This is a genomic window from Sphingomonas endophytica, assembly GCF_001476895.1.
Classification (GTDB): Bacteria; Pseudomonadota; Alphaproteobacteria; order Sphingomonadales; family Sphingomonadaceae; genus Sphingomonas; species Sphingomonas endophytica_A.
On the sequence record NZ_LDTB01000007.1, the window covers coordinates 1 to 21,359 of the forward strand.

At 67.7% G+C, this 21,359-nt stretch carries 19 protein-coding genes; 9 read left to right on the plus strand and 10 right to left on the minus strand.

From position 1 onward, the window contains the following. Nucleotides 1-139: 139 nt before the first annotated feature. Nucleotides 140-331 (plus strand): type II toxin-antitoxin system Phd/YefM family antitoxin, encoded by a 192-nt coding sequence (locus tag NS334_RS02360; RefSeq protein ID WP_058754455.1) that lies wholly within the window; start codon nt 140-142, stop codon nt 329-331. Between the two features lie 136 nt (nt 332-467). Beyond that, a complete protein-coding gene (locus NS334_RS17580; protein WP_193752980.1) occupies nt 468-1,184 on the plus strand; it encodes a DUF3800 domain-containing protein in 717 nt (238 codons plus the stop codon). A gap of 159 nt (nt 1,185-1,343) precedes the next feature. Here the strand turns inward: NS334_RS17580 and thiC are convergent, their stop codons facing one another. The 3 genes from thiC to NS334_RS02375 form a co-directional block, all read right to left on the minus strand. Then, nucleotides 1,344-3,188, minus strand: coding sequence for a phosphomethylpyrimidine synthase ThiC (gene thiC / locus NS334_RS02365; protein WP_058754379.1), 1,845 nt, complete (start codon nt 3,186-3,188; stop codon nt 1,344-1,346). A gap of 277 nt (nt 3,189-3,465) precedes the next feature. Next, nucleotides 3,466-4,485, minus strand: a complete 1,020-nt coding sequence (locus NS334_RS02370; protein ID WP_058754380.1) for a ferritin-like domain-containing protein — start codon at nt 4,483-4,485, stop codon at nt 3,466-3,468. A 64-nt stretch (nt 4,486-4,549) separates the two neighbouring features. Then, the gene (locus NS334_RS02375) at nt 4,550-5,581 is read right to left on the minus strand and encodes a ferritin-like domain-containing protein (RefSeq protein WP_058754381.1); all 1,032 of its coding nucleotides are present in this window, start codon (nt 5,579-5,581) and stop codon (nt 4,550-4,552) included. A 129-nt stretch (nt 5,582-5,710) separates the two neighbouring features. Between NS334_RS02375 and NS334_RS02380 the strand changes: the two genes are divergently transcribed. Both NS334_RS02380 and NS334_RS02385 read left to right on the plus strand, forming a co-directional pair. Beyond that, complete coding sequence (locus NS334_RS02380; RefSeq protein WP_083500218.1) at nt 5,711-6,286, plus strand: sigma-70 family RNA polymerase sigma factor; 576 nt, start codon at nt 5,711-5,713, stop codon at nt 6,284-6,286. After that, nucleotides 6,276-6,986, plus strand: a complete 711-nt coding sequence (locus NS334_RS02385) for an anti-sigma factor (protein ID WP_058754383.1) — start codon at nt 6,276-6,278, stop codon at nt 6,984-6,986. Before NS334_RS02380 ends, NS334_RS02385 begins: the two co-directional genes overlap by 11 nt. 365 nt (nt 6,987-7,351) lie before the next feature. Here NS334_RS02385 and NS334_RS02390 read toward each other — a convergent pair whose 3' ends face one another. From NS334_RS02390 to NS334_RS02400, 3 genes are all read right to left on the minus strand, one after another. Further along, nucleotides 7,352-8,233, minus strand: a complete 882-nt coding sequence (locus NS334_RS02390; RefSeq protein ID WP_193752981.1) for a MipA/OmpV family protein — start codon at nt 8,231-8,233, stop codon at nt 7,352-7,354. 63 nt (nt 8,234-8,296) lie between these two features. Next, a complete protein-coding gene (locus NS334_RS02395; protein ID WP_058754457.1) occupies nt 8,297-8,683 on the minus strand; it encodes a DUF2141 domain-containing protein in 387 nt (128 codons plus the stop codon). Continuing rightward, nucleotides 8,592-9,464: a sterol desaturase family protein gene (locus tag NS334_RS02400; RefSeq protein WP_058754384.1), complete on the minus strand. Its 873-nt coding sequence runs from the start codon at nt 9,462-9,464 to the stop codon at nt 8,592-8,594. Before NS334_RS02400 ends, NS334_RS02395 begins: the two co-directional genes overlap by 92 nt. A gap of 46 nt (nt 9,465-9,510) precedes the next feature. Between NS334_RS02400 and NS334_RS02405 the strand changes: the two genes are divergently transcribed. Continuing rightward, nucleotides 9,511-10,329 (plus strand): inositol monophosphatase family protein, encoded by an 819-nt coding sequence (locus NS334_RS02405; RefSeq protein WP_058754385.1) that lies wholly within the window; start codon nt 9,511-9,513, stop codon nt 10,327-10,329. Here the strand turns inward: NS334_RS02405 and NS334_RS02410 are convergent. Beyond that, complete coding sequence (locus tag NS334_RS02410; protein WP_058754386.1) at nt 10,323-11,864, minus strand: glycoside hydrolase family 43 protein; 1,542 nt, start codon at nt 11,862-11,864, stop codon at nt 10,323-10,325. The genes NS334_RS02405 and NS334_RS02410 overlap by 7 nt on opposite strands. Nucleotides 11,865-12,142: 278 nt before the next feature. Here NS334_RS02410 and NS334_RS02415 point away from each other — a divergent pair, with 278 nt between their 5' ends. The 4 genes from NS334_RS02415 (at nt 12,143) to NS334_RS02430 (ending at nt 18,558) form a co-directional block, all read left to right on the plus strand. Continuing rightward, nucleotides 12,143-15,319: a TonB-dependent receptor gene (locus tag NS334_RS02415; RefSeq protein ID WP_083500214.1), complete on the plus strand. Its 3,177-nt coding sequence runs from the start codon at nt 12,143-12,145 to the stop codon at nt 15,317-15,319. Nucleotides 15,320-15,392: 73 nt separating this feature from the next. Next, nucleotides 15,393-16,088 (plus strand): SapC family protein, encoded by a 696-nt coding sequence (locus NS334_RS02420; protein ID WP_083500215.1) that lies wholly within the window; start codon nt 15,393-15,395, stop codon nt 16,086-16,088. Then, nucleotides 16,085-17,098 (plus strand): cupin-like domain-containing protein, encoded by a 1,014-nt coding sequence (locus NS334_RS02425; RefSeq protein ID WP_058754387.1) that lies wholly within the window; start codon nt 16,085-16,087, stop codon nt 17,096-17,098. The genes NS334_RS02420 and NS334_RS02425 overlap by 4 nt, the downstream gene beginning before the upstream one ends. After that, a complete protein-coding gene (locus NS334_RS02430) occupies nt 17,095-18,558 on the plus strand; it encodes a tryptophan halogenase family protein (RefSeq protein WP_058754388.1) in 1,464 nt (487 codons plus the stop codon). Before NS334_RS02425 ends, NS334_RS02430 begins: the two co-directional genes overlap by 4 nt. A 10-nt stretch (nt 18,559-18,568) precedes the next feature. Here NS334_RS02430 and NS334_RS02435 read toward each other — a convergent pair whose 3' ends face one another. The 3 genes from NS334_RS02435 to NS334_RS02445 all read right to left on the minus strand — a co-directional run bounded on the left by NS334_RS02435 (nt 18,569) and on the right by NS334_RS02445 (nt 21,229). After that, nucleotides 18,569-19,477, minus strand: coding sequence for a prephenate/arogenate dehydrogenase family protein (locus tag NS334_RS02435; protein ID WP_058754389.1), 909 nt, complete (start codon nt 19,475-19,477; stop codon nt 18,569-18,571). Beyond that, nucleotides 19,477-20,577, minus strand: a complete 1,101-nt coding sequence (gene hisC, locus NS334_RS02440) for a histidinol-phosphate transaminase (protein ID WP_058754390.1) — start codon at nt 20,575-20,577, stop codon at nt 19,477-19,479. Before hisC ends, NS334_RS02435 begins: the two co-directional genes overlap by 1 nt. A 79-nt stretch (nt 20,578-20,656) precedes the next feature. Then, nucleotides 20,657-21,229, minus strand: a complete 573-nt coding sequence (locus tag NS334_RS02445; RefSeq protein ID WP_058754391.1) for a hypothetical protein — start codon at nt 21,227-21,229, stop codon at nt 20,657-20,659. Nucleotides 21,230-21,359: the final 130 nt, after the last annotated feature.

Below are 21,359 nucleotides of genomic sequence, written 5' to 3' on the forward strand. Positions count from 1 at the left end.
GATTGGTATAAGAGACAGGGGGAGGCCGCTTCGGCGGCGGGGGGCGTTTGGTCGGTCATGCCTGCGATGAAGGCATATGTTGGAGGATGTAGGACAGGGGCGTTTGACGTGGCGACGGGGGCGGTGCACCTTCGTGACCATGCACGCTGTCAGCTATGCCGAGGCTCGTAGGAACTTGGAGGCGATGATCGACAAGGTCGTTGCCGACCGCGCGCCCTTGGCGATTACGCGGGATCGGGCTGAGGGAGCGGTGCTGATCTCGGCGAGTGAGTGGGCGGAGATTGAGAGAATTTGTGCGGGTGGCGCTCGCCCAGTGGCGAAAATTTTGTAGGAAGCGCGATTCCGTCCGAGTGATGAGCGGTCGAGCTTGCAAGGCGGTCCGGAGATCAAGCGACTTGATTTAGCTTAAATTCTCATAAAAATTAGGCTTGGATCGTGGAATCGGTGCTTAGCCTATCGAGGTGTTGGTGGCAGAAGATTACTGGGACATTTACGTCGACGAAAGTAGCCAAACGAAGAATCGATACTTGGTGCTTGGAGCTATCATCATTCCCACTTCGAAGGTGACAAGTGCTGACGAGTGCCTTCAATCTGCCCGCCTCCCAGAGTTGCCGCATGGCGAGATGAAGTGGGGGAAGGTCTCAAGCGCCAAACTAACGGCGTATAAAAGGTATGCCGATCAGTTTTTCGACCACGCCTGCCTCCACGAAGCAAAATTTCACAGCCTTGTTGTCGATACAACCCAGCTAAATCACCATAAATTTAATGAAGGATCTAGGGAGATAGGGTTTAACAAGGAGCTTTACAACTTGGCGACCAAGTGTGCCAGATTGCAAAAAACTGGTTTGTTTCATCTCTACCCAGATTTTCGGGACACTAACCAAAAGCCTGAAGACTTGAGAAACATATTAAATCACGGCCGACACAAAAATAGCGACGGGCGCAACTGGCCATTCAGAAGATGCCAATTTCGAGATTCTTCTAAGACGCCCTTACTTCAGCTAGTAGATCTATTACTTGGATCGCTCGCCTATGGAGTAAATAAGCACTACGAAAAAAAAGATGCGTCGCCTGCAAAGCTAGATTTGGCAAGGCATATCATGCGCCGCGCTGGGCTGAAAGATTTAACGCGTGATACTAGCATGAACGGTAAGTATACCGTTTGGCACAGGCGGTTGCGCTGATGGCATCCCCCGAGGTTAGATCACTTAGATCACCGCTAGGACGCGGCTCCTTTCACCGTGGGTGGAAGGCTTAGCCTCGGGGGAGTGACTGCACTATATGAATAGGCTTGACTTTGTCAAGCCTTTAGGGGGGGCATCGCCGATTCGGCGACTCGAAGGTCACTCCGCCGGCAGGTACACCTCCCCGCCCTTCTCGCGGAACTTCTCGCTCATCTCCGCCATCCCGGCTTCCGCATCCCCGACGGCCACGAACGTCTCCACCGGCGCATTCTGCTTCGCCGCGAAGTCGCGCACTTCCTGCGTGATCTTCATCGAGCAAAACTTAGGCCCGCACATCGAGCAGAAGTGCGCGGTCTTGGCGCCTTCCGCCGGCAACGTCTGGTCGTGGTAGGATTCCGCCGTGTCGGGGTCGAGCGACAGGTTGAACTGGTCGCGCCAGCGGAACTCGAAGCGCGCGCGGCTCAGCGCGTCGTCGCGCAGCTTGGCGGCGGGGTGGCCCTTGGCGAGGTCGGCGGCGTGGGCGGCCAGTTTGTAGGTGACGACGCCGACCTTCACGTCGTCGCGGTCGGGCAGGCCCAGATGCTCCTTGGGCGTGACGTAGCAGAGCATCGCCGTGCCGTACCAACCGATCATCGCTGCGCCGATCCCGCTGGTGATATGGTCGTAACCCGGCGCGATGTCGGTGGTGAGCGGCCCGAGCGTGTAGAAGGGCGCCTCGCCGCACGCCTCCAGCTGCTTCTCCATGTTCTGCTTGATCTTGTGCATGGGCACGTGGCCCGGCCCCTCGATCATCACCTGCACGTCCTGCTCCCAGGCGCGCTTGGTCAGCTCGCCCAGCGTGTAGAGCTCGGCGAACTGCGCCTCGTCATTGGCGTCGGCGATCGCGCCGGGGCGCAGGCCGTCGCCCAGCGAATAGGCGATGTCATACGCCTTCATGATCTCGGTGATCTCGTCGAAGCGTTCGTAGAGGAACGATTCCTTGTGATGCGCCAGGCACCATTTCGCCATGATGCTGCCGCCGCGCGAGACGATACCGGTCACGCGCTTCGCGGTGAGCGGCACGTAGGGCAGCCGGACCCCGGCGTGGATCGTGAAGTAATCGACGCCCTGTTCGGCCTGTTCGATCAGCGTGTCGCGGAAGATCTCCCACGTCAGCTCCTCGGCGATGCCGCCGACCTTCTCCAGCGCCTGATAGATCGGCACGGTGCCGATCGGCACCGGCGAGTTGCGGATGATCCATTCGCGGGTGTCGTGGATGTTGCGGCCCGTGGACAGGTCCATGACCGTGTCCGCGCCCCAGCGGATCGACCAGACGAGCTTGTCGACCTCCGCCGCGACGTTCGACGCGACCGCGCTGTTGCCGATATTGGCGTTGATCTTGACCAGGAAGTTGCGGCCGATCGCCATCGGCTCGGATTCGGGGTGGTTGATGTTGTTGGGGATGATCGCGCGGCCGCGTGCGACTTCGTCGCGGACGAACTCCGGCGTCACGTAATCGGGGATCGCCGCGCCGAAGCTCTCGCCGTCGCGGACATATTCCTTGAGCATCTCGCGCCCGAGATTTTCGCGGGTGGCGACATATTCCATCTCGGGAGTGATGATGCCGCGCCGGGCATAATGCATCTGGCTGACGTTCGCGCCCGCTTTCGCGCGCAAGGGACGGCGGTTGACGTTCGGGAAGGGCTGCACCCCGCCGGAGCGGTCGGGGCCGAGCTGGCCATTGTCCTCGGGGCGGATTTCGCGCGCGTCATACGCCTCGACATCGCCGCGCGCCATGATCCAGTCGCGGCGCAGCGCGGGCAGGCCAGCGCCGATATCGATCCAGGCGGCGGGATCGGTGTAGGGGCCGGAGGTGTCGTAGACGTTGAGCGGCGGCTCCCCGGACGACGGATCGAGATCGATCGCGCGCATCGCGACGTTCAGCGGGCCGACGTGGATCTTGCGGCTGCCGCGGATCGGGCCGGTCGTCACGCCGATTTCGGTGCGGGCGGGAATGTCTGCCATGCGTCTTCTCCTCGTGGTCCGGGAGCGAAGACGGTGTGTCCGGGGACGCCGCATCCACTCCCTACGCCGGTGTCAGCCGGATCAGGTTCAGCGGGTCGAGGGCTGCCTCGGGTCCCATGAAAGTGATACTTTCATGGGCGCCCTACCCTCCTCTCAACCGCGGCATCGGCGGTCCCCCGGGGAAGGCGGCAGTATAGGCCGCTCGCGGGCGAGTACCAACGAAAAAGGGCCGCGCGCCGGTGACGACGCGCGGCCCGGGCTGTTCACCGGGGTGCGGTCAGACCGCGACGCCGGTACGCAGCGCCTCCAGCGAGTTGTTGGTGCCGGCCGGGAAGAAGCCGCCGCCGATCGTCGCGCCGGTTTTCAGGTACACGATATTGTGGACCTGCCCGCTGTTGCGGCTGAACGCGATGCCGTTGGAGTCGGCGTTGACGATCTTCGCGTCGCCCGAGCCATCGGCGTTGGCGCTGATCCCGATGTCGAGGTCGGTCGATCCGTCGAGCGAGTCGCGGGCATCCGAGATCTTGTTGGCGGCGACGCGCGCGGTGGTGCCGCGACGGTACAGCTCGGTGCGGATCAACCCGGCGTGATAGGCCTCCGCCGCCAGGATGCCGGCCGCCGCCTCCAGATAGATCGCGCTGCTGATCAGCGGCGACGCGCCCTTGTACGCGCTGACCCCGACATCCTCGAACAGGAAAGCGGCGAGCAGGAAGCTGTCGTCATTGGCATAGGGGTCGAACGTGTCGTTCTGCCCGATCAGCCCCGCCGCGCGCGCCGCGGTGGTGAACGCGCCGTTCGCTCCGCCGTCGATGTTGATCGCGGGCTGGTTGATGACCGCGGCCGAATTCACACTGGTGATGACGGCGCGCAGCGCGTTGACGTGCGCGATCTCGTCCGCCGCGATCTCGCGCGCATAGCTGGCGATGATCGGGTCGGAGAATTGCACCTGCTTGCCGCCGGTGACGGCGCCGCGCGTGCCGACGCTGCCCGTCAGGCTGGCATCGGGCAGCGGACGGCCGAACGCCGCCCAGGAGTAGAATTGCGCCTCCAGATATTCGAGGTTCAGCGCGAGCTGCAGGATCGCGACGTCGGTCGAGACGCTGCCGGTCGGCGTGGGCGTCGGACTGGGGGTGGGCGAGGGGCTGGTCGAATTGTTGTTGTCGCTGCCGCAGGCGGACAGCAGCGCCAGGCCGCCGACAGCGGCGGTGCCGGCCCCGGCGAGCTTCAGGAAGCGACGGCGCTCCTCGCGGCGGTGGTTCGCCATTTCGAGCGCGGCGAAAACGGAATCCTTGATCATGGCATCATTCCCTTGTGCGGGCGGTATGGACGAAGGCGGGGGAGGGCGGGCGATCCCGCCCGCGTCAGGCGGACGCCGCGCTCGTCTTGATGTTGCCGTTGACGCCGGCCGGGAAGAACCCGCCCGAACTGGTCGCCGCCGCGTTGAGATAGACGATGTTGAGCACCTGCCCCGGCGAGCGGCTGAACGCGATGCCGTTCACGTTCAGCGGCACGATGTTCGATACCGTACCGTCGCTGGTGGTGGTGGTGGCGAGGCCCTGATCGTCGACCGGGCCGATGCCGCGCACCAGATCCTCGGTCGGCTTGCCGTCCAGCGTGTCGCGCGCCTTGGAGATGGCGGTGGTCGCCTCGATCAGTTGCAGCGACGGGGTGGCGATGCCCTTGCGGTACAGGGTCGAACGGACGATCGCGGCGTGATACGCCTCCACCGCCAGAATGCCGGCCGCCGCCTCCAGATAGAGCTTGTTGTTGAGGAGCGCCGGGGCCGCGCCCTTGTAGGCGGTGACGCCGACATCCTCGAACAGATAGGCGCCCAGCAGGAACGCCTCGTCACTGGCATAGGGATCGAAGCTCACGCCGGCACCGACCAGCCCGGCGGCCTGCGCCGCGGTGCTGAACGCGCCGGTCGGGCTGGTGCCCAGGTCGATCCTCGGCTGCGCCAGCCGCGTCGTGTCGGTGAACTGCGCGCGCAGGAAGCGGACGTGCGCCAGCTCGTCCTGATAGATTTCCTTCGCATAGGCGGCGACGAGCGGATCCTTGAAGGCGACGGCGCGCCCGCCGGTCGCGGCGCCGGCGGTGCCGACCGCGCCGCTGATGTCGGCGCTGGCCAGCCCGGAGCCGGTGACGGCGAAGGCATAATAGTTCGCCTCGAGATATTCGAGGTTCAGCGCGAAGTTCAGCACGTCGGCCTCGGTAAAGACCGCGGTCGCCGTCGGGCTGGGGGTGGGGGTCGGCGTGGTCTGCGCCACCGCCTTGCCGGACAGCGCGGTCGCGCCAGCCGCCGCGCCCAGGACGCCGGTGAAGAAGGCGCGACGTGAATCGCGGCGACGCACACGCGCGTCGAGCGTTTCGATCAACTGCTCGCTATCCGTCATGGCATGCTCTTCCCTAATCGTTTGTCTGTCCGCCGTCCGGCTGGCATATCCGGTCCGTAGGCCAGCTAGATACGGCGAGGGAAGAAGAAGGATGCGCGCGTCGAGCAAATTTCTTTGGCCGTGCCGTCGTTGAGCGCGTCCGCAACGGAGCTGGCGGAACGGCGCCGTATCCTGACCCATGCGCTGGTCGAAACCGGGGCCGAGGATCGTGCCGCGTTTCAGCGGCTGTACCGGCTGACCTCCGCGAAGCTGTTTGGCATCTGCCTGCGTATCTGCGGCGAACGGCAGGCGGCGGAGGATGTGTTGCAGGAAGTCTATGTCCAGGTCTGGCGACGCGCCGGCGCGTATGAGCCGGGCCGGGCGAGCCCGATCACCTGGCTGGCGACGATCGCGCGCAACCGTGCGCTCGACTGGCGGCGGGCGCAGGGACGCGCGCCGGTGACCTCGGACGCGGTATTGCCCGAAGTCGCCGATCCGTCGCCCGATGCGGAGGCGGCGATGCTGGATGCCGATGCCACCGCGCGCGTCGGCCATTGCCTGGAGCAACTGGAGGCGCGGCAGCGCAGCGCGATCCGCACCGCCTTCTTCGACGGCGTGACCTATGCCGAGCTGGCGATGCGCGAGGCGGTGCCGCTGGGGACGATGAAGAGCATCGTGCGGCGCGCGCTGATCCGGTTGCGGGGGTGCCTGTCCGATGACGCCTGACGATCGCGCACTGGCCGCCGAACTGGTGCTGGGGCTGCTGGACGATGCCGAGCAGGCGGCGGCGCGCGCGCGGATGCTGTCGGACCGCGCGTTCGCGGCCGAGGTGGCGCATTGGCAGGCGTGGCTGATGCCGCTGGCGCATGGGTGGCCGGAGGAAGCGCCGCCGCCCGCGCTGGAGCCGCGCATCATGGCCGCGATCGACACGCCGCTGCCGGGCGCGACGCGGCGCGGCTGGGCGCGCGCGGCCGGACTGGCGGCGGTCGCGCTGGCGGCTGCGATCGTCGCGCTGGTGGCGGGGCCGTTCCATACGAGCGCGCCGGCGCCGGCGCCCGCGCCCGCCGTCGGCGAGCGCCCGGCGCTGCTGGCGGCGCTGGCGGTGACGGACGGGCAGCAGGCGGAGGGGCGCGGCGCGCTGGCGGTCGCGATCGAGCCGGAGGCGGGCGTGGTGCGCGTCTCGCCGGGCGCGGGCGTGCCGGCGCGGCGCAGCGCCGAGCTGTGGGCGATCGCCGAGGGGCGCGCGCCGGTGTCGCTGGGACTGCTGGCAGCGGACGGCACGTCGCGGGTGACGGTGCCGGCGGCGGCGCGAGCGTTGCTGAGGAGCGGCGTGACGTTGGCGGTATCGGTCGAGCCGGAGGGCGGCTCGCCGACCGGCGCGCCGACCGGGCCGGTGGTGGCGGCGGGGGTGATCGCGGCGGGGTGAGATTGTTGGCCTCACGCGGTCGTCACTGCGGCGCACGCCGGGGCGGATGGCCCGCACGAGCGACGGCTGCTGCTCGTCCGGCGCGCTGGACCCCGGCCTGCGCCGGGGCGACGGGCGGGTGAGGCGAAGGACGGGCGATCGGGGAGGACCGCGTCGGTCGCGGTCCATCGGTCGTCGCGGGAAGGGCTGAAAGAGATTCGACGCGCCATGCCGCGCTCACCTCCCCGGCGTCCCCGGGGGCGGTGAGTGGGGGCGCTTCGGAAGGCTCGGGGCGCTGCGGCGAAGCCGCGTCGTCGGTCGGGTCGGGGCCTCGTCGGCCAGGCTCGGGCGAGGCCCGGCGCAGCGTGCGCCGGGCCGCCCGGCGACTAGAACGTATATCCCACGCCGATCGCCGCCAGCCACTGGCTGCGTGAGCCGGCCACCGACACCACCGGCGTATCGCCGAAGTCGTTCAGCATCTTCTTGTAGGTGACGCCGCCGATCGCCTTCCAGCCTTTCAGCAGATTGCCGGTCAGCGCGTAGGTCCCCGCAAGCCCCGCGGTCCAGTGTTTCCACCCGCCGCGCGTGCGGAATTGCGGCAGGCCGCTCGCCAGCGATTGCGCGGCATCGACGTCGAAATAGGTGCGCGCGAAGCCGCGTTCGACGCGCTCGGCGGAGGCGAAGAGGCCGACGCCGGCCTTCAGGCTGAGCGGGGTGAAGTAGTTGACCGACGGGGTCCAGATGCCGCTGCGGTGGACGCCCGACACGTCGTGGCGATAGCTGAGCGAGGCGGACAGTTTGTCATAGGGGCTGGTGATGACCCCGGTCTTGCCCAGCCCGACATAGCCGCCCAGTTCGACCGCGATGTCGCGTTCGCCGAGCGCGCGGATGCGGCGATCGTCAATCGCATTGTTGTTGTTGCGGTTGAAGTTGACGACGCCGATCGGTCCGGCCTGCACGTCCCAGCGCGGGCCGCCGGGGTTGGGGATCAGATCGATCGAGGCGCGGTTGCCGATCAACTGGAAGGAGAAGTTGCGGAACGATCCGATCGCCGCCGGGCCGGGGACGAAGCGATAGTCGTTCGAACCTTCGTAATCGGGCAGATAGGCCGCCGCGACCGCGACGGTAACGGTGTCGCCGACCAGTGCCGGATCGGGCGTCGCATTGGGTTCGGCGGGCACCGACGCGCTCTGCGCCAGCGCCGGCGCGGCCAGACAGGCCAGCGCGGCGACCAGGAGCGGGCGGACGGCGTTACGGTTGACGTTCACGTAAATTCCCCTTTGTTGTGCGCGTCCAACCGACGCGGGGGAATTTGGCTCCGTTGTGGCGCGCTACAGGATGTAGCGCATCCGGATCTGTTGCTCTTCGGCATCACTTTGTAACGTGAAGCGGGCGGCGGCGAAGCGCGGCGGGCCGAAGCGGATCACCGGGTTGCGCGAGAAGCCGAAGCCTTCCCTGGGAATGCCCGCGAACGTATCCAGCTTCTTGTTGCCGTTCTCGTCGTGGATCACCGCCACCGCATAATCGCCGCGCGGCAGGGCGGCGAAGCGGATGCCGTGCTGCGTCGCGGGGACCGAACGCGTCACGGCATGACGATCATCGACGCAGTTCGGGAAATTGTCGGGATCAGCGGTCAGGCAGAGCCGGATCAGCCCCCTGGCCGAGCGGAGCTTCGAGATGTCGACGTCCAGCGACCCCACCGGCGCGGCGCCGATCAGCGGCAGCGCCAGGAGCGCCGCGGCCACCCGCTTGCGGCCGGGCCACCTTGGCGTGGACCCGCGCGAAATCGCCGAGCCCGTCGTCGGTGCCGCACAACCGGTCCCAGAAGCGGAAATAGAGGCCATAGTTACATCCGTACCGTTCGTGGTGCCGCTGATGATGGCTGGCGGTGATCAGCCAGCCCCCCAACTTCCCCCCCCACATGAAGCGCGGGAACATTTCCCAGCCCATGTGGTTGGTGACGCCCATAATCGTCATGGTCGTCAGCACCAAGCCCAGTGCGCCGACATGAATGGGAATCGCGAAGACCAGTAGCGGAATGGCCACAGCGCCGGTCAGCGCCTCGATCGGATGGAACGCCATCGCGGCCCAGGCGGTGGGCGGGCGGCTGGCGTGGTGGACGGCATGGGCCAGCCGGAACACGCGCGGGCGATGCATCCAGCGATGCGTCCAGTAGAACCAGGTGTCGTGCAGGACCAGATAGGCCAGCACCGACACCGGCAGATACCAGAGCGGATAGGCGTGGACATCGGTATAGATGCGCGTCCAGCCGCGATTCTGCCACCCCCATGCCACCACCCCGGCGGGGACGCCGTAGATGAACGCGGAGGCGAGGCTCCACGCGATCTCGCGGCGGATCTGCGGATCGAGCCCGGTGTAGAGGCCCCGGTGGCGGATCCGGGTGGCGAGCGCGAAGCCGCCGCTGGCGGCGAGATAGCGCACCCCGACGATGACGCTCATCGCCAGCGCGGACAACAGGATGGCGATCGCGGTCGACATGGAAAGCCTTCTAGCGCAGCCGCATCGCAGGCGATAGGCAGGCGTCATGCCCGTCCGACCCGCCGACATCGCCCTCGCCCGCCGCCTCGCCGATGCCGCGGGCGACGTGATCCGCCCGTATTTCCGCCGCCCCGCCGGGCTGGAGATGAAGGAGGACCGCTCGCCCGTCACGCGCGCCGATCGCGAGGCGGAGGAGGCGATGCGGCGGCTGCTGGACGCCGAATGCCCCGGCGACGGCGTGGTCGGCGAGGAGCACGGCGTCAAGGACGGCGTGACCGGGCGCACCTGGGTGCTCGACCCGATCGACGGGACGCGCAGCTTCACCGCCGGCCGCGCGATCTTCGGGACGCTGATCGCGCTGGTCGAGGACGGCTGGCCGGTGCTGGGCATCATCGACCAGCCGGTGCAGCGCGAACGCTGGCTGGGCGTCGCGGGGCGACCCACGCTGCTGAACGACGCGCCCGTGCGGACGCGTGGCTGCGCGGCGCTGGAGGGCGCGATCATCGCGACGACCAGCCCGCATCTGTTCGACGACGGTGACGTGCCGCATTTCATGGCGCTGGTGACGGCGGCGAGCGGCGGCGTACCGCGACAGGGGCCGGTCTATGGCGGCGATTGCTACAATTACGGGCTGCTGGCGAGCGGGCACCTCGACATCGTCTGCGAATCCGGGCTGAAGCTCTATGACTTCGCCGCGCTGGCCCCGATCGTCGAGGGCGCGGGCGGGCGGATGTGCGACTGGGACGGCGATCCGCTGACCGCCGATAGCGCCGGCCATGTGCTGGCGATCGGCGATCCGGCGCGCACCGACGACGTGCTGGAGGCGCTACGCCACGTGCACGGGCACGACCATCACGATCACTGAGGCGGCGTCGACAGCGTGAAGCGGTCCACGTCCAGCCAGCCGCCCGTGCCGGCGGGATTGTAGCAGGACAAGGCGAACTGCACGCCCTGGAAGGTGCCGGTGCGCCAGTCGAACATCAGCGGCACGGTGCCGCCCAGCGCGGTGAAGCGGCGACCGTCCTCGCTGTAGGACAGGCGCGCGACCTTCGCGGGAAAGTCCATGTCGGTGCGCAGCCACAGGCGCGGCGAGGCGACGCGCTGCGCCGGTACGCGTACCTCGACATGCGGGCCGTCGGTGCGATCCTCGGTGACGCGCATCGTCAGCGCGCGCGTGCCGTCCGCCCGACCGACGACCGAAAGCTGCGCACTGTACTTGCCGAGCGTGCCGAGGCCGCAGACGTCGCCGGGACGCAGCCCGCGCGTGTCGACCAGCGCCTCGCCGCGTGCGCGCGGGGCTTGCCCCTTCTGCACCAATGTGTTGCGCGCCCACCAGAAGTGCGCGCCCGGCGCGGCGTGGAGGCGCAGGAAGCCGGGGCGTTCGGTGAGCGACCACAAGCGATCGAGCGGATTGTGGTTCCACTGCCACTGCCGCCCCAGCGTCGGCGCGGCGAAATCGTCGCTGGACGGCGGTTCGGCGAAGCGCTGCCCCTGGATCGGCTTGCGCGCGCGATCCGGCACCCGGCCGGGCGCATCCGGCGTGCCCCACACGGGCCAGTCGTCACGCCAGAAGACCGGGCTGATGTTGGTCACGCGCCCGATCGCGCCGGAATCGCGCATCACGAAGCCGTACCAGCCCCCGTCCGGCAGATCGACCAGCGCGCCCTGATGGCCGCCGGTGGTGTCGTCGATCTGCGCGCGCGTTTCCCACGGGCCGTCCAGCGCGCGGGCGCGCGACACGCTGAGCGCCAGTTTGCCGGGAAGCGCGTTGAACAGATAATAATAGCCGTTGCGCTTCAGCAGCTTCGATCCCTCGGCCCCCTTGTTGTAGTAGATCACGCGCGAGGCGGTGATCCGCGTCACGTCATGGTCGAGCGTGTGGAGCGTGATCGTCCCGTCGCTGCCGATCGAGGTGGCGAGATAGACCGCGCCGTCGTCGTCGAAGAACAGCGCCGGATCGAAGGCCTGACGGTCGAGCGCGACATGGGTCCACGGCCCCTTCGGATCGCGCGCGCGATAGATGCGCGTGTTCTGCCCGACCGGCGTGACCGCGACATAGAAGGTGCCGTCGCGATAGCGCAGGCTGGGGGCGTAGATGCCGTGACGATACGACCCGCCGTCCTGAAGGTCGAAGGTCGCGCTGCCGTCGAGGCGCGGGATCAGGTGCGATACGATATCCCAGTTCACCAGATCGCGCGAATGCAGCAGCGTGAGGCCCGGCGCATTGGCGAAGGTCGTGCTGGCGAAATAGAAGTCCCGGCCGACGCGGATGATGTCGGGATCAGGATAATCGGCGTTGAGGGGCGGGTTGGCGTAGGTGCCGTCGCCGCGATCGGAGCGCCACACCTGCGCGGAGGCGACCCCCGCCAATGCCGCGAGCCCCAGCACGCCCGGCGTCATCAGGTGGCGGCTCCGCAATGCACCAATAGCCTTCACTGCCGTTCCCACCGTATACAATCAGACAATATGTTGTTGCTTTTACAGTGTTTAGACAAGGATGAAACGCCGGGGCATTCATAAAAACAGCTGTGATATTTCCGCAACAATGAATGCGCGGCTGAACAAAAAGTCAGATATGCCGGGCAAAGCCGCGCAACGCCGATTGACACTCCCAACGGCTTTGATAGCGATATCAACAAATAGGAACGCGGCGACAATGCCGCACATGGGAGGGGTATATGAAGGGAAGCCAACTTCTCGGCGCGCTCGGTCGTTCGTCGTCGGTGTGGGCGCTGGCGATCGCCGCGACCGTGCCGGGACTCGCCGTGGCGCAGACCGGCGGTAACACCGCCGCCGAGAGCCCGACCAACGCCCAGCCGGCCGACGCCACCGCTCCGCAAGGTGACGCGACGGGTGCCGACGACATCGTCGTCACCGGCGTCCGTGCCAGCCTCGATCGCGCGATCGCGATCAAGCGCGACTCGCCGGGCGTCGTCGATGCGATCAGCGCGGAGGATATCGGCAAGTTCCCCGACACCAACCTCGCCGAATCGCTCCAGCGCATCACCGGCGTGTCGATCAACCGCGTGAACGGCGAAGGCTCGCAGGTCGCGGTGCGCGGCTTCTCGGGCGGCTTCAACCTCGTCACGATCAACGGCCGCCAGCTGCCGGCGACCAACATCGACACCAGCGGCGGCAACCTGTTCGCGCGCGGTGCCGGCCGTTCGTTCGACTTCCAGAACATCGCCTCGGAAGGCGTCAGCGCGCTGGAGGTCTACAAGACCGGCCGCGCCTCGGTGCCGACCGGCGGTATCGGCGCGACGATCAACATCGACACCCGCAAGCCGCTGAGCGCGCGCGAGAGCGGGGTCAGCGGATCGATCGGCGCCAAGGCGCTGTACGATACCTCGGTCGAGAAGGCGGTCGGCGACAAGCACCGCGTGACGCCGGAAGTGTCGGGCCTGCTCAACTATCGCAACGACGACGACACGTTCGGCGCGGCGGTGTTCGGCAGCTACCAGCTGCGTTACTCGGCATCGGCGCAGTCGAACCCGAACTACTGGAACGTCATCAAGACCGCGGACTTCTTCAACCCCGGCACGTTCATCAACTCGACCACCAAGATCGACGGCACGCGCCCGACGGCACCCTATGTGCTGATCCCGAACGACAGCCGCTACCAGTTCTCCGAAAACCGTCGCGAGCGCATCAACTTCCAGGGCGTGCTGCAATTCCGCCCGACCGACACGCTCGAATTCACGGTCGACAGCCTGTTCGCGCAGAACCGACTGCGCGAGCAGCGCAGCGAGCAGACGAACTGGTTCAACCGCCCGTTCAGCGAAGTCCGGTTCGACGACAACCCGAACATGGCGACCGCGATTTTCCTGCGCGACTATCTGCCGACCAGTCCGAAGGACGAAGGCTTCGAGCAGCAGATGGCCGCAACCAAGGCGCGCCTCGGCTCGGTCGGCCTGAACGCCAAGTGGGAGTTCGCCTCCAACCTGACGCTGACCGTCGATGGCCACCATTCGGTCTCGACCTCGTCGCCGGACAACCGCAACGGCACCACCGCGACCACCGTCGCGCTGGGCGCGCCGGTGATCCAGGGCCATTCGCTCGACTTCAGCACCGGCTTCCCGCAGCAGGCGCAGACGATCAACGATTGCTACCGGGCGAACGCCAGCGCGACGCCGAAGGGTAATTGCAACGGCGTGCTCGACATCGGTGATCTGGGTGCCGCACCGGCGCGCACGATCATCTCGCGCCAGACGCAGCGCATCGACCAGATCCAGGCGCGCCTGGGCTGGGATCTGGGCGGCGGCAGCCGCTTCGACGCCGGTGCCGCCTACACCGACTCGAAGATGCATTCGACGCAGACCCAGACGCAGCAGACGCTGGGTGACTGGGGCCTGCAGAATCCGGGCATCATCCAGCAGCTCGCGCCGAACCTGGTCCAGCAATATTGCCTGACCTGCAAGTTCGATCACTTCAACCCGGCCTCCAGCGGCTCGTCGCTGATCGCGTTCCGCGGCAATGCGATCGACCTCTACAACGTGCTGAGCCCGTATTACACCGGGCTGGGCGCGCCGCCGCAGCCGTCGGCACCGGCCGACGACACGGTGCGCGAGAAGATCTGGGCGGTGTACGGCCAGTTCACCTGGAACGGCGAGGTCGCGGGGCGGCCCGCCAACCTGGTGATCGGCGCCCGCTACGAACAGACGCGCGTCCAGTCGGATGCGGTGCAGACCTACAACAACATCGTCTGGACCGCCGACAACGACTTCCGCGGCGACGCCAGCGGCGTGTTCACCGCGATCCGCCAGCGTGGCAATTACGAGAACCTGCTGCCGTCGGTCGACTTCAGCATCGAGCCGATCACGAACGTGAAGGCGCGCGTGTCGTTCAGCCGCACGCTCGCCCGCCCGGATTACGGCAATTTGTTCGCCACCGCCTCGGCGGGGGCACCGGGTCGTCCGACCGCGCTGGGCGGCATCCCGACCGGCAGCACGGGCAACGCCGGGCTGCTGCCGCTGCTGTCAGACAACTTCGACGTGTCGCTGGAATGGTATTACAAGCCGTCGAGCTTCGTGTCGGTCGGCTTCTTCGACAAGCGCGTCGCCAACTTCCTGGGCACCGGCGTCATCAACCAGAACCTGTTCGGTCTGCGCGATCCCAGCTCGGGCGCGGCCGGGTCGCGCTCCGGCACCGCCGCCGCGTTCCTGCGGTCGAGCGGCTATGACCTCAGCGACGTGAACCTGTTCACGTACACGGCGCTGCTGGTGCAGAACAACGGCAACCAGGCTGCCGCGACGCAGCAGTTCAACGCCAATTACGTGGCGGGTTCGGGGCTGCAGCAGACGTTCGTCGACCAGATCCTGTCGCAGGTCGACGTGTCGGCCAACGCCAGCGATCCGCTGTTCAACTTCTCCGTGTCGCAGCCGATCAACAACCGCGAGGGCAAGATCCACGGCTTCGAACTGGCGTGGACGAACTTCTTCGGGAACACCGGCTTCGGCTTCGCCGGGTCGTTCACGAAGGTCAGCGGCGACGTGAACGTCGATCCCTATGCGGACCCGACGGTCAACATCTTCGCGCTGACCGGTCTGGGCAACAGCGCGAATGCGACGGCGATCTACGACAAGAACGGCATCTCGGCGCGCGTCGCGTACAACTGGCGCGACAAGTATCTCGCCGCGACCAACCAGGGCGGCAACCGCAACCCGTTGTTCGTGGCACCGTTCGGCACGCTGGACGTCAACATCAGCTATGACGTGAACGAACAGATTGCGGTTACGCTGGAAGGGATCAACCTGACCAGCGAGAGCGTGCGGACCTATGGCCGTACCGAGCGCAACCTGGTCTTCGCGCAGGAGCTGAAGCCGCGCATCCTGCTGGGCGCGCGCTACAAGTTCTGAGCCCCGGCATCAGACACGACGACGCGGAGGGCCATCGCTTGCGGTGGCCCTTTGCATTTGGAAGAAGAGCCACATGAACCGCGTTCCGCTCGACAATGTCGACCATTACGATCTGACTGTGGCGATCCATGCCGGCGCGGAATGGGGTGATCGCGCCAACCTGCTGCCGGTCATGCCGACCGAGTTCGAGGAGGCGCAGCGCGAGTTTCCGATCGTGTTCCGGCGCGTCGATGGCGGCATCCTCGCCTTCGTGCTGCTGGGGTTCGACGCGGGCGAGAATCTCTTCCTCGACGATCATGGCTGGACGACGCGCTATGTGCCCGCGATCCAGCGGCGCGGACCGTTCGCGCTGGTCGTCGAGGATGGTGTGGAGACGATCCACGTCGACATGGACGATACGCGGATCGGGGCACCGGACGGCGTGCCGGTGTTCCTCGACCATGGTGGCGAGGCGCCGTACCTGACGCAGGCGACGACCGCGTTGCGCGTGCTGCACGACGGAGCGCAGACCGCGCGGGCGATCCATGCCGATCTCGAGGCGGCGGGGTTGCTGCGCGCGGTGACGCTGCGCATCGATCTGGGCGATGCGGGCGGTTACGAGATCGCCGACGTGCTGGCGGTCGATCAGGCGGCGCTCGCCGCGCTTTCGGGGCCGGTGCTGGAGCGACTGCATGCCAACGGCCTGCTGCGCGCCGCGACGATGGCGGCGGCGTCGCTGGGCAATGTCGACCGGCTGATCGAGTTGAAGACACGGGCGCTGGCGCGGTGAGCATCACCGACGTCAGGGCGCGCGAGATCGACGTGCGCGAGGCGGGCGACCTCGCCGCGCTGGTCGGCGGGGGGCAGCCGGTCGTGGTGCGCGGGCTGGCCGCGGACTGGCCCCTGGTCGTCGCCGGGCGCGCAGGTCCGGAGGCGGCCGCCGCCTATCTGCGCGGCTTCTACAACGGGCGTCCCGCGACCGGCTATACCGCGCGCGCCGAACTGGGCGGGCGATACTTCTACGACGAAACGCTGACGCGGCTCGATTTCGAGGCCGAGCGGGTCGCGCTCGACAACTATCTCGCGCGGATGCTGGCATCGCTGGACGGTGCGGATGCGCCGAGCTTCTATGTCGGCTCGACCGATCTCGACCAGTTCTTTCCCGGATTTACCGACGCCAACCCGTTGTCGCGCGCCGACCTGCCGCGCGCGTTGCGCAGCATCTGGATCGGCACGCGCACGACCGCGCAGGCGCATTACGACATGTCGAACAACATCGCGGTCTGCGCGGTCGGGCGGCGGCGGTTCACGCTGTTCCCGCCCGATCAGGTCGCGAACCTCTATCCCGGCCCGCTGGAACCGACGCCGGGCGGGCAGGTGGTGTCGATGGTCGATTTCCGCGCGCCCGACCTCGATCGTTTCCCCGGCTTCGCGGATGCCGTGGCGGCGGCGCAGGTCGCCGAGCTGGGGCCGGGCGATGCGGTCGTCTATCCGGCGCTGTGGTGGCATCATGTCGAGGCGCTCGATGCCTTTAACGTGCTGGTCAATTACTGGTGGAACGACGCAGCGGCGTTCATGGACACGCCGATGAACACGCTGCTCCACGCGATGCTGAGCCTGCGCGACCGCCCGGCGGCGGAGAAGCAGGCGTGGCGGGCGCTGTTCGACTATTACGTGTTCGGCGATGCGCTCCGTCCGGCCGCGCATCTGCCGCCGGCGACGCAGGGCAAGCTCGCGCCGCTGGACGAAACCGGCGCGCGGCGGTTGCGCGCAGAGCTGTTGAGGAAGCTGAACCGATGACGGGCGTGCGACGGGTGGTGATCGCGGGCGGGGGCACCGCCGGCTGGCTGGCGGCGGCGATCCTGACCAAGCAGATCGGCGCGATGGTCGAGGTGACGCTGGTCGAATCCGAGGAGATCGGGACGGTCGGCGTCGGCGAGTCGACGATCCCCACCGTCCGCGCCTTCCACGCGCTGATCGGGATCGACGAGCGCGAGTTCGTCCGCGCGACCGGCGCCAGCTTCAAGCTGGGCATTTCGTTCGAGGGCTGGACCCGCCCGGAAGAGCGCTACATCCACTCCTTCGGCACGCTCGGCAATTCGACATGGATGGCGGATTTCCACCATTTCTGGCTGGAAGCGCGCGCGCAGGGGCTGCCGCACGGCATCGGCAGCTATTGCGTCGAGCATGAGGCGGCGCGCGAGGGGCGATTCGCCGGGCGGCCGCAGGCGGACCTGAACCACGCCTATCATTTCGACGCGGCGCGCTATGCCCGCTACCTGCGCGAACGGTGTGAGGCGGACGGGCTGACCCGCGTCGAGGGCAGGATCGCACGGGTCGAGCGTGATGCGGAGAGCGGCGACATCGCCGCGCTGGTGATGGAGGACGGTGCGCGGATCGCGGGCGACCTGTTCCTGGATTGCACCGGCTTTCGCGCGCTGTTGATCGGCGAGGCGCTGGGCGTCGGGTACGAGGACTGGCGCGACTGGCTGCCTACCGATCGCGCGATCGCGGTGCAGACGGCCGCGACCGGGCCGGCAGTCCCCTATACCCGCGCGATCGCGCATGAGGCGGGGTGGCAATGGCGCATCCCGCTCCAGCATCGCGTCGGCAACGGCATCGTCTATGCCAGCGACTATCTGTCCGACGATGCGGCGCGGGCGCGGCTGCTGGACAGCGTGACCGGCGAGACGCTGATCGAGCCGCGCGTCATCCGATTCCGCACCGGTCGGCGCGAAAAGGCGTGGGAACGCAATTGCGTGGCACTCAGTCTCGCCAGCGGGTTCGTCGAGCCGCTGGAATCGACCAGCATCCACCTCATCATGATCGCGCTGACGCGGCTGTTGCAGCTGTTCCCCTTCGACGGCGTCAGCGCGGCGGCGGCGGCGCGCTTCAACGACATGGCGCGGCGCGAGATCGAGGGCGTGCGCGACTTCATCATCCTGCACTATACGCTCAACCAGCGCGACGAGCCGTTCTGGCGGCGGATGCGCGACATGCCGCTGCCCGATTCGCTGGCGACGCGGATCGCGCTGTTCCGCGAGAGCGCGCAGGCGTTCCAGGCCAGCGACGAGCTGTTCACCGTCACCTCATGGGTGCAGGTGATGCTGGGGCAGGGGATCACACCGGTCGCGCATAACCGGCTGGCGCGGATGATGCCGCCGGGGCGGCTGGAGCAGACGCTGGCGCAGCTGGCCGGCAACGTCGCCGGCGCGGTGCGCGGGCTGCCGATGCACCAGGCGTATCTCGACCGCGTCTAGTCGCCGCGTGTCAGTCGTGCCGTCGCCCGAAGTCGGCGGCGGCGTCGTCCTGTCCCTGATCGACGATCGAGCGGCGGATCGCGCGCGTCTTCGCGAAGCGATCGTAGAGCGCGTCGCCGTCGCCCCAGCGGATCGCGCGCTGCAACTGGCTGAGATCCTCGCTGAAGCGTTGCAGCATCTCCAGCACCGCCTCCTTGTTCGACAGGAAGACGTCGCGCCACATCACCGGGTCCGACGCGGCGATGCGGGTGAAATCGCGGAAGCCGCCGGCCGAGAACTTGATGACCTCCGACTGCGTCACCTGCTCCAGATCGTCCGCCGTGCCGACGATCGTATAGGCGATCAGGTGCGGCAGGTGGCTGGTCACGGCCAGCACCAGATCGTGATGGTCGGGCGCCATCCGCTCGACGTCGGCGCCGATCCGGCGCCAGAATTCCTCGACGCGCACCACCGCCGCCTCGTCGCTGTCGGCGAGCGGCGTGACGATGCACCAGCGGCGCTGGAAGAGGGTCGCGAACCCCGCCTCCGGCCCGCTCTGCTCGGTGCCCGCGACCGGATGCGCGGGGACGACGCGTCCGGGCGGCAGCACGCCGCCCAGCGCCTGCGCGACCGAGGTCTTGCAGCTTCCCACGTCGCTGACGATCGCATCGGCGGGCAGGTCGGCGGCGATTTCCGCCGCGACCGCGCCCATCGCGCCGACCGGCACGCACAGGATCACCAGATCGGCGTCGATGACGGCGGCCCCGGCATGGTCCGCCACGTCGTCGAGCAGGTCGATGCGGCGCGCGGTTTCGCGCACCTGCGCGCTGGCGTCATGGCCGCTGAGCCGCACGGTCGGCATATATTGCCGCACCGCGCGGGCGATCGACGAGCCGATCAGGCCGAGCCCGATGATCGAGACGCGCGCGAACGGCAGCATCAGCCGCGTTCGACCAGATCGCGCAAGGCGGCGGCGACGCCGCGCGTCTCCTCCTCGGTGCCGATCGTGATGCGCAGGCCCTGCGCCAGCCCCTGACCCGGCAGCCAGCGGACGATATAGCCCGCATCCATCAGCCCTTTGTAGGCGACCTCGGCGGTCAGCGCGCCCTCGAACACCACCAGCACGAAGTTCGCCTCGCTGGGGATCGCGCGCAGCCCGGCATTGCCGAGCCTGGCGATCTCCGCGGCGAACCACGCGCGCCACTCGGCATTGTGGGCGCGGGTGTGCTCGACGAACGCGCGGTCCTCCACCGCGGCGACCGCGGCGCGCTGCCCGCCGATCGTGATGTTGAAGGGCAGGCGGATGCGGTGCAGCGCCTGGACGATATCGGCATGGGCATAGCCCCAGCCGATCCGCTCGGCAGCGAGGCCGTGGATCTTCGAGAAGGTCCGCGTCACCAGCACGTTGCTGGCGGTCTTCGCCAGTTCCATCCCGCCGTCGTCGTCACGGTCGGCAAGATATTCGGCATAGGCCTGATCGAGTACCAGCAGCACGTTGCCCGGCAGCGCGGCGTGCAGTCGCGCGATTTCGGCGGCGGGGGCGAAGGTGCCGGTCGGGTTGTTGGGATTGGCGACATAGACGATGCGCGTCCGATCGGTGACGCACGCCAGAATCGCGTCGACATCGGTGGCGTAATCGCGATCGGGCGCGATCACCGGCGTCGCACCGACCCGGCGCGTCGCGATTTCATAGACCGCGAAGCCGTAGCGGACGAAGATCACCTCGTCCCCCGGCCCCGCGAACGCGCCGGCGGCCAGATGCAGGATCTCATCCGAGCCGTTGCCGTAGATGATCCGCGCCGGATCGAGATCGAAGCGCGCCGCGATCGCCTCGCGCACGATCGCGCCGCTGGCATCGGGATAGCGCTCGAGCGAATCGGCGGCCGAGGCGAAGGCCGCGCGTGCGGCGGGCGAGGTGCCGAGCGGATTCTCGTTGGAGGACAGCTTGGCGACCTTCCGGCCGTCATCGGTGGTCGAGCGCCCCGGAACGTACGGGGCAATGTCCATGATCCAGGACTTGGGAACGGGGGCGTTGCTCATGGCCGATGCGGGTAGCGCGGGCGGGGGCGCGGGGGAAGGGCCCGCGCGCGGCGCCGCCCGCTCCCGGCGGACCGGCCGTTCAGAACGCGGCGTCGGGCTTGTAGCCCACCTCGGCGATCCTGCTGCCATCCGGGTTCCGGCCCTCGCGGTACAGCGCGTTGACCTTCTGGCGTTGCGCCCAGGTGAGGCTGTCCCAATCCTCACGGTCGTTGCTGGGGTGGCGCTCGCCGCCGCCGTGCGACTTGCTCCGGGGGGCGTTGCCGGCGTTCGGCGCCTTGGCCCGGTCCTCCTGAAACGCCTTGAGCGCCGCATCGAGCTCGCCCGCGGTCACCGCCTGCTCGAACTTGTCGAGGAAGGCCGCGAACATCGCCTCGGGGATGTGATTGGTGGTCGAGCCGCTGAGCGGCAACGTGCCGCCGGTCAGCTTGACGGTGAAGGCGACGACACCGTTCTGGACCTGCCACCACCGGCCGGCCGCTCTGGCGGTGCCGATGTTGCGCTCCGCATATTGTTCGCGCGTGCGGCGGATGCCGTCCACCACGGGCCGGCGCAGCTTGGCGGGATCGTCGGGCTTCACGGCAAACGCCTCTGCGAGCCCTTCGTTGTCGATGAAGCCGGCGAGTGAATCCAATATTCCCATCTTCGCCTCCACGCCGCACGCCGTCGTCGCGGAGCTAGGCACGACATCTTACCGATTGGTCAACGCGCGCGCGGAATCCGTAAACCTGCGTCAACCTGTCCGCTCATCCGGTGCGCGCCCGGTTCGTCGCCATCTCGACACC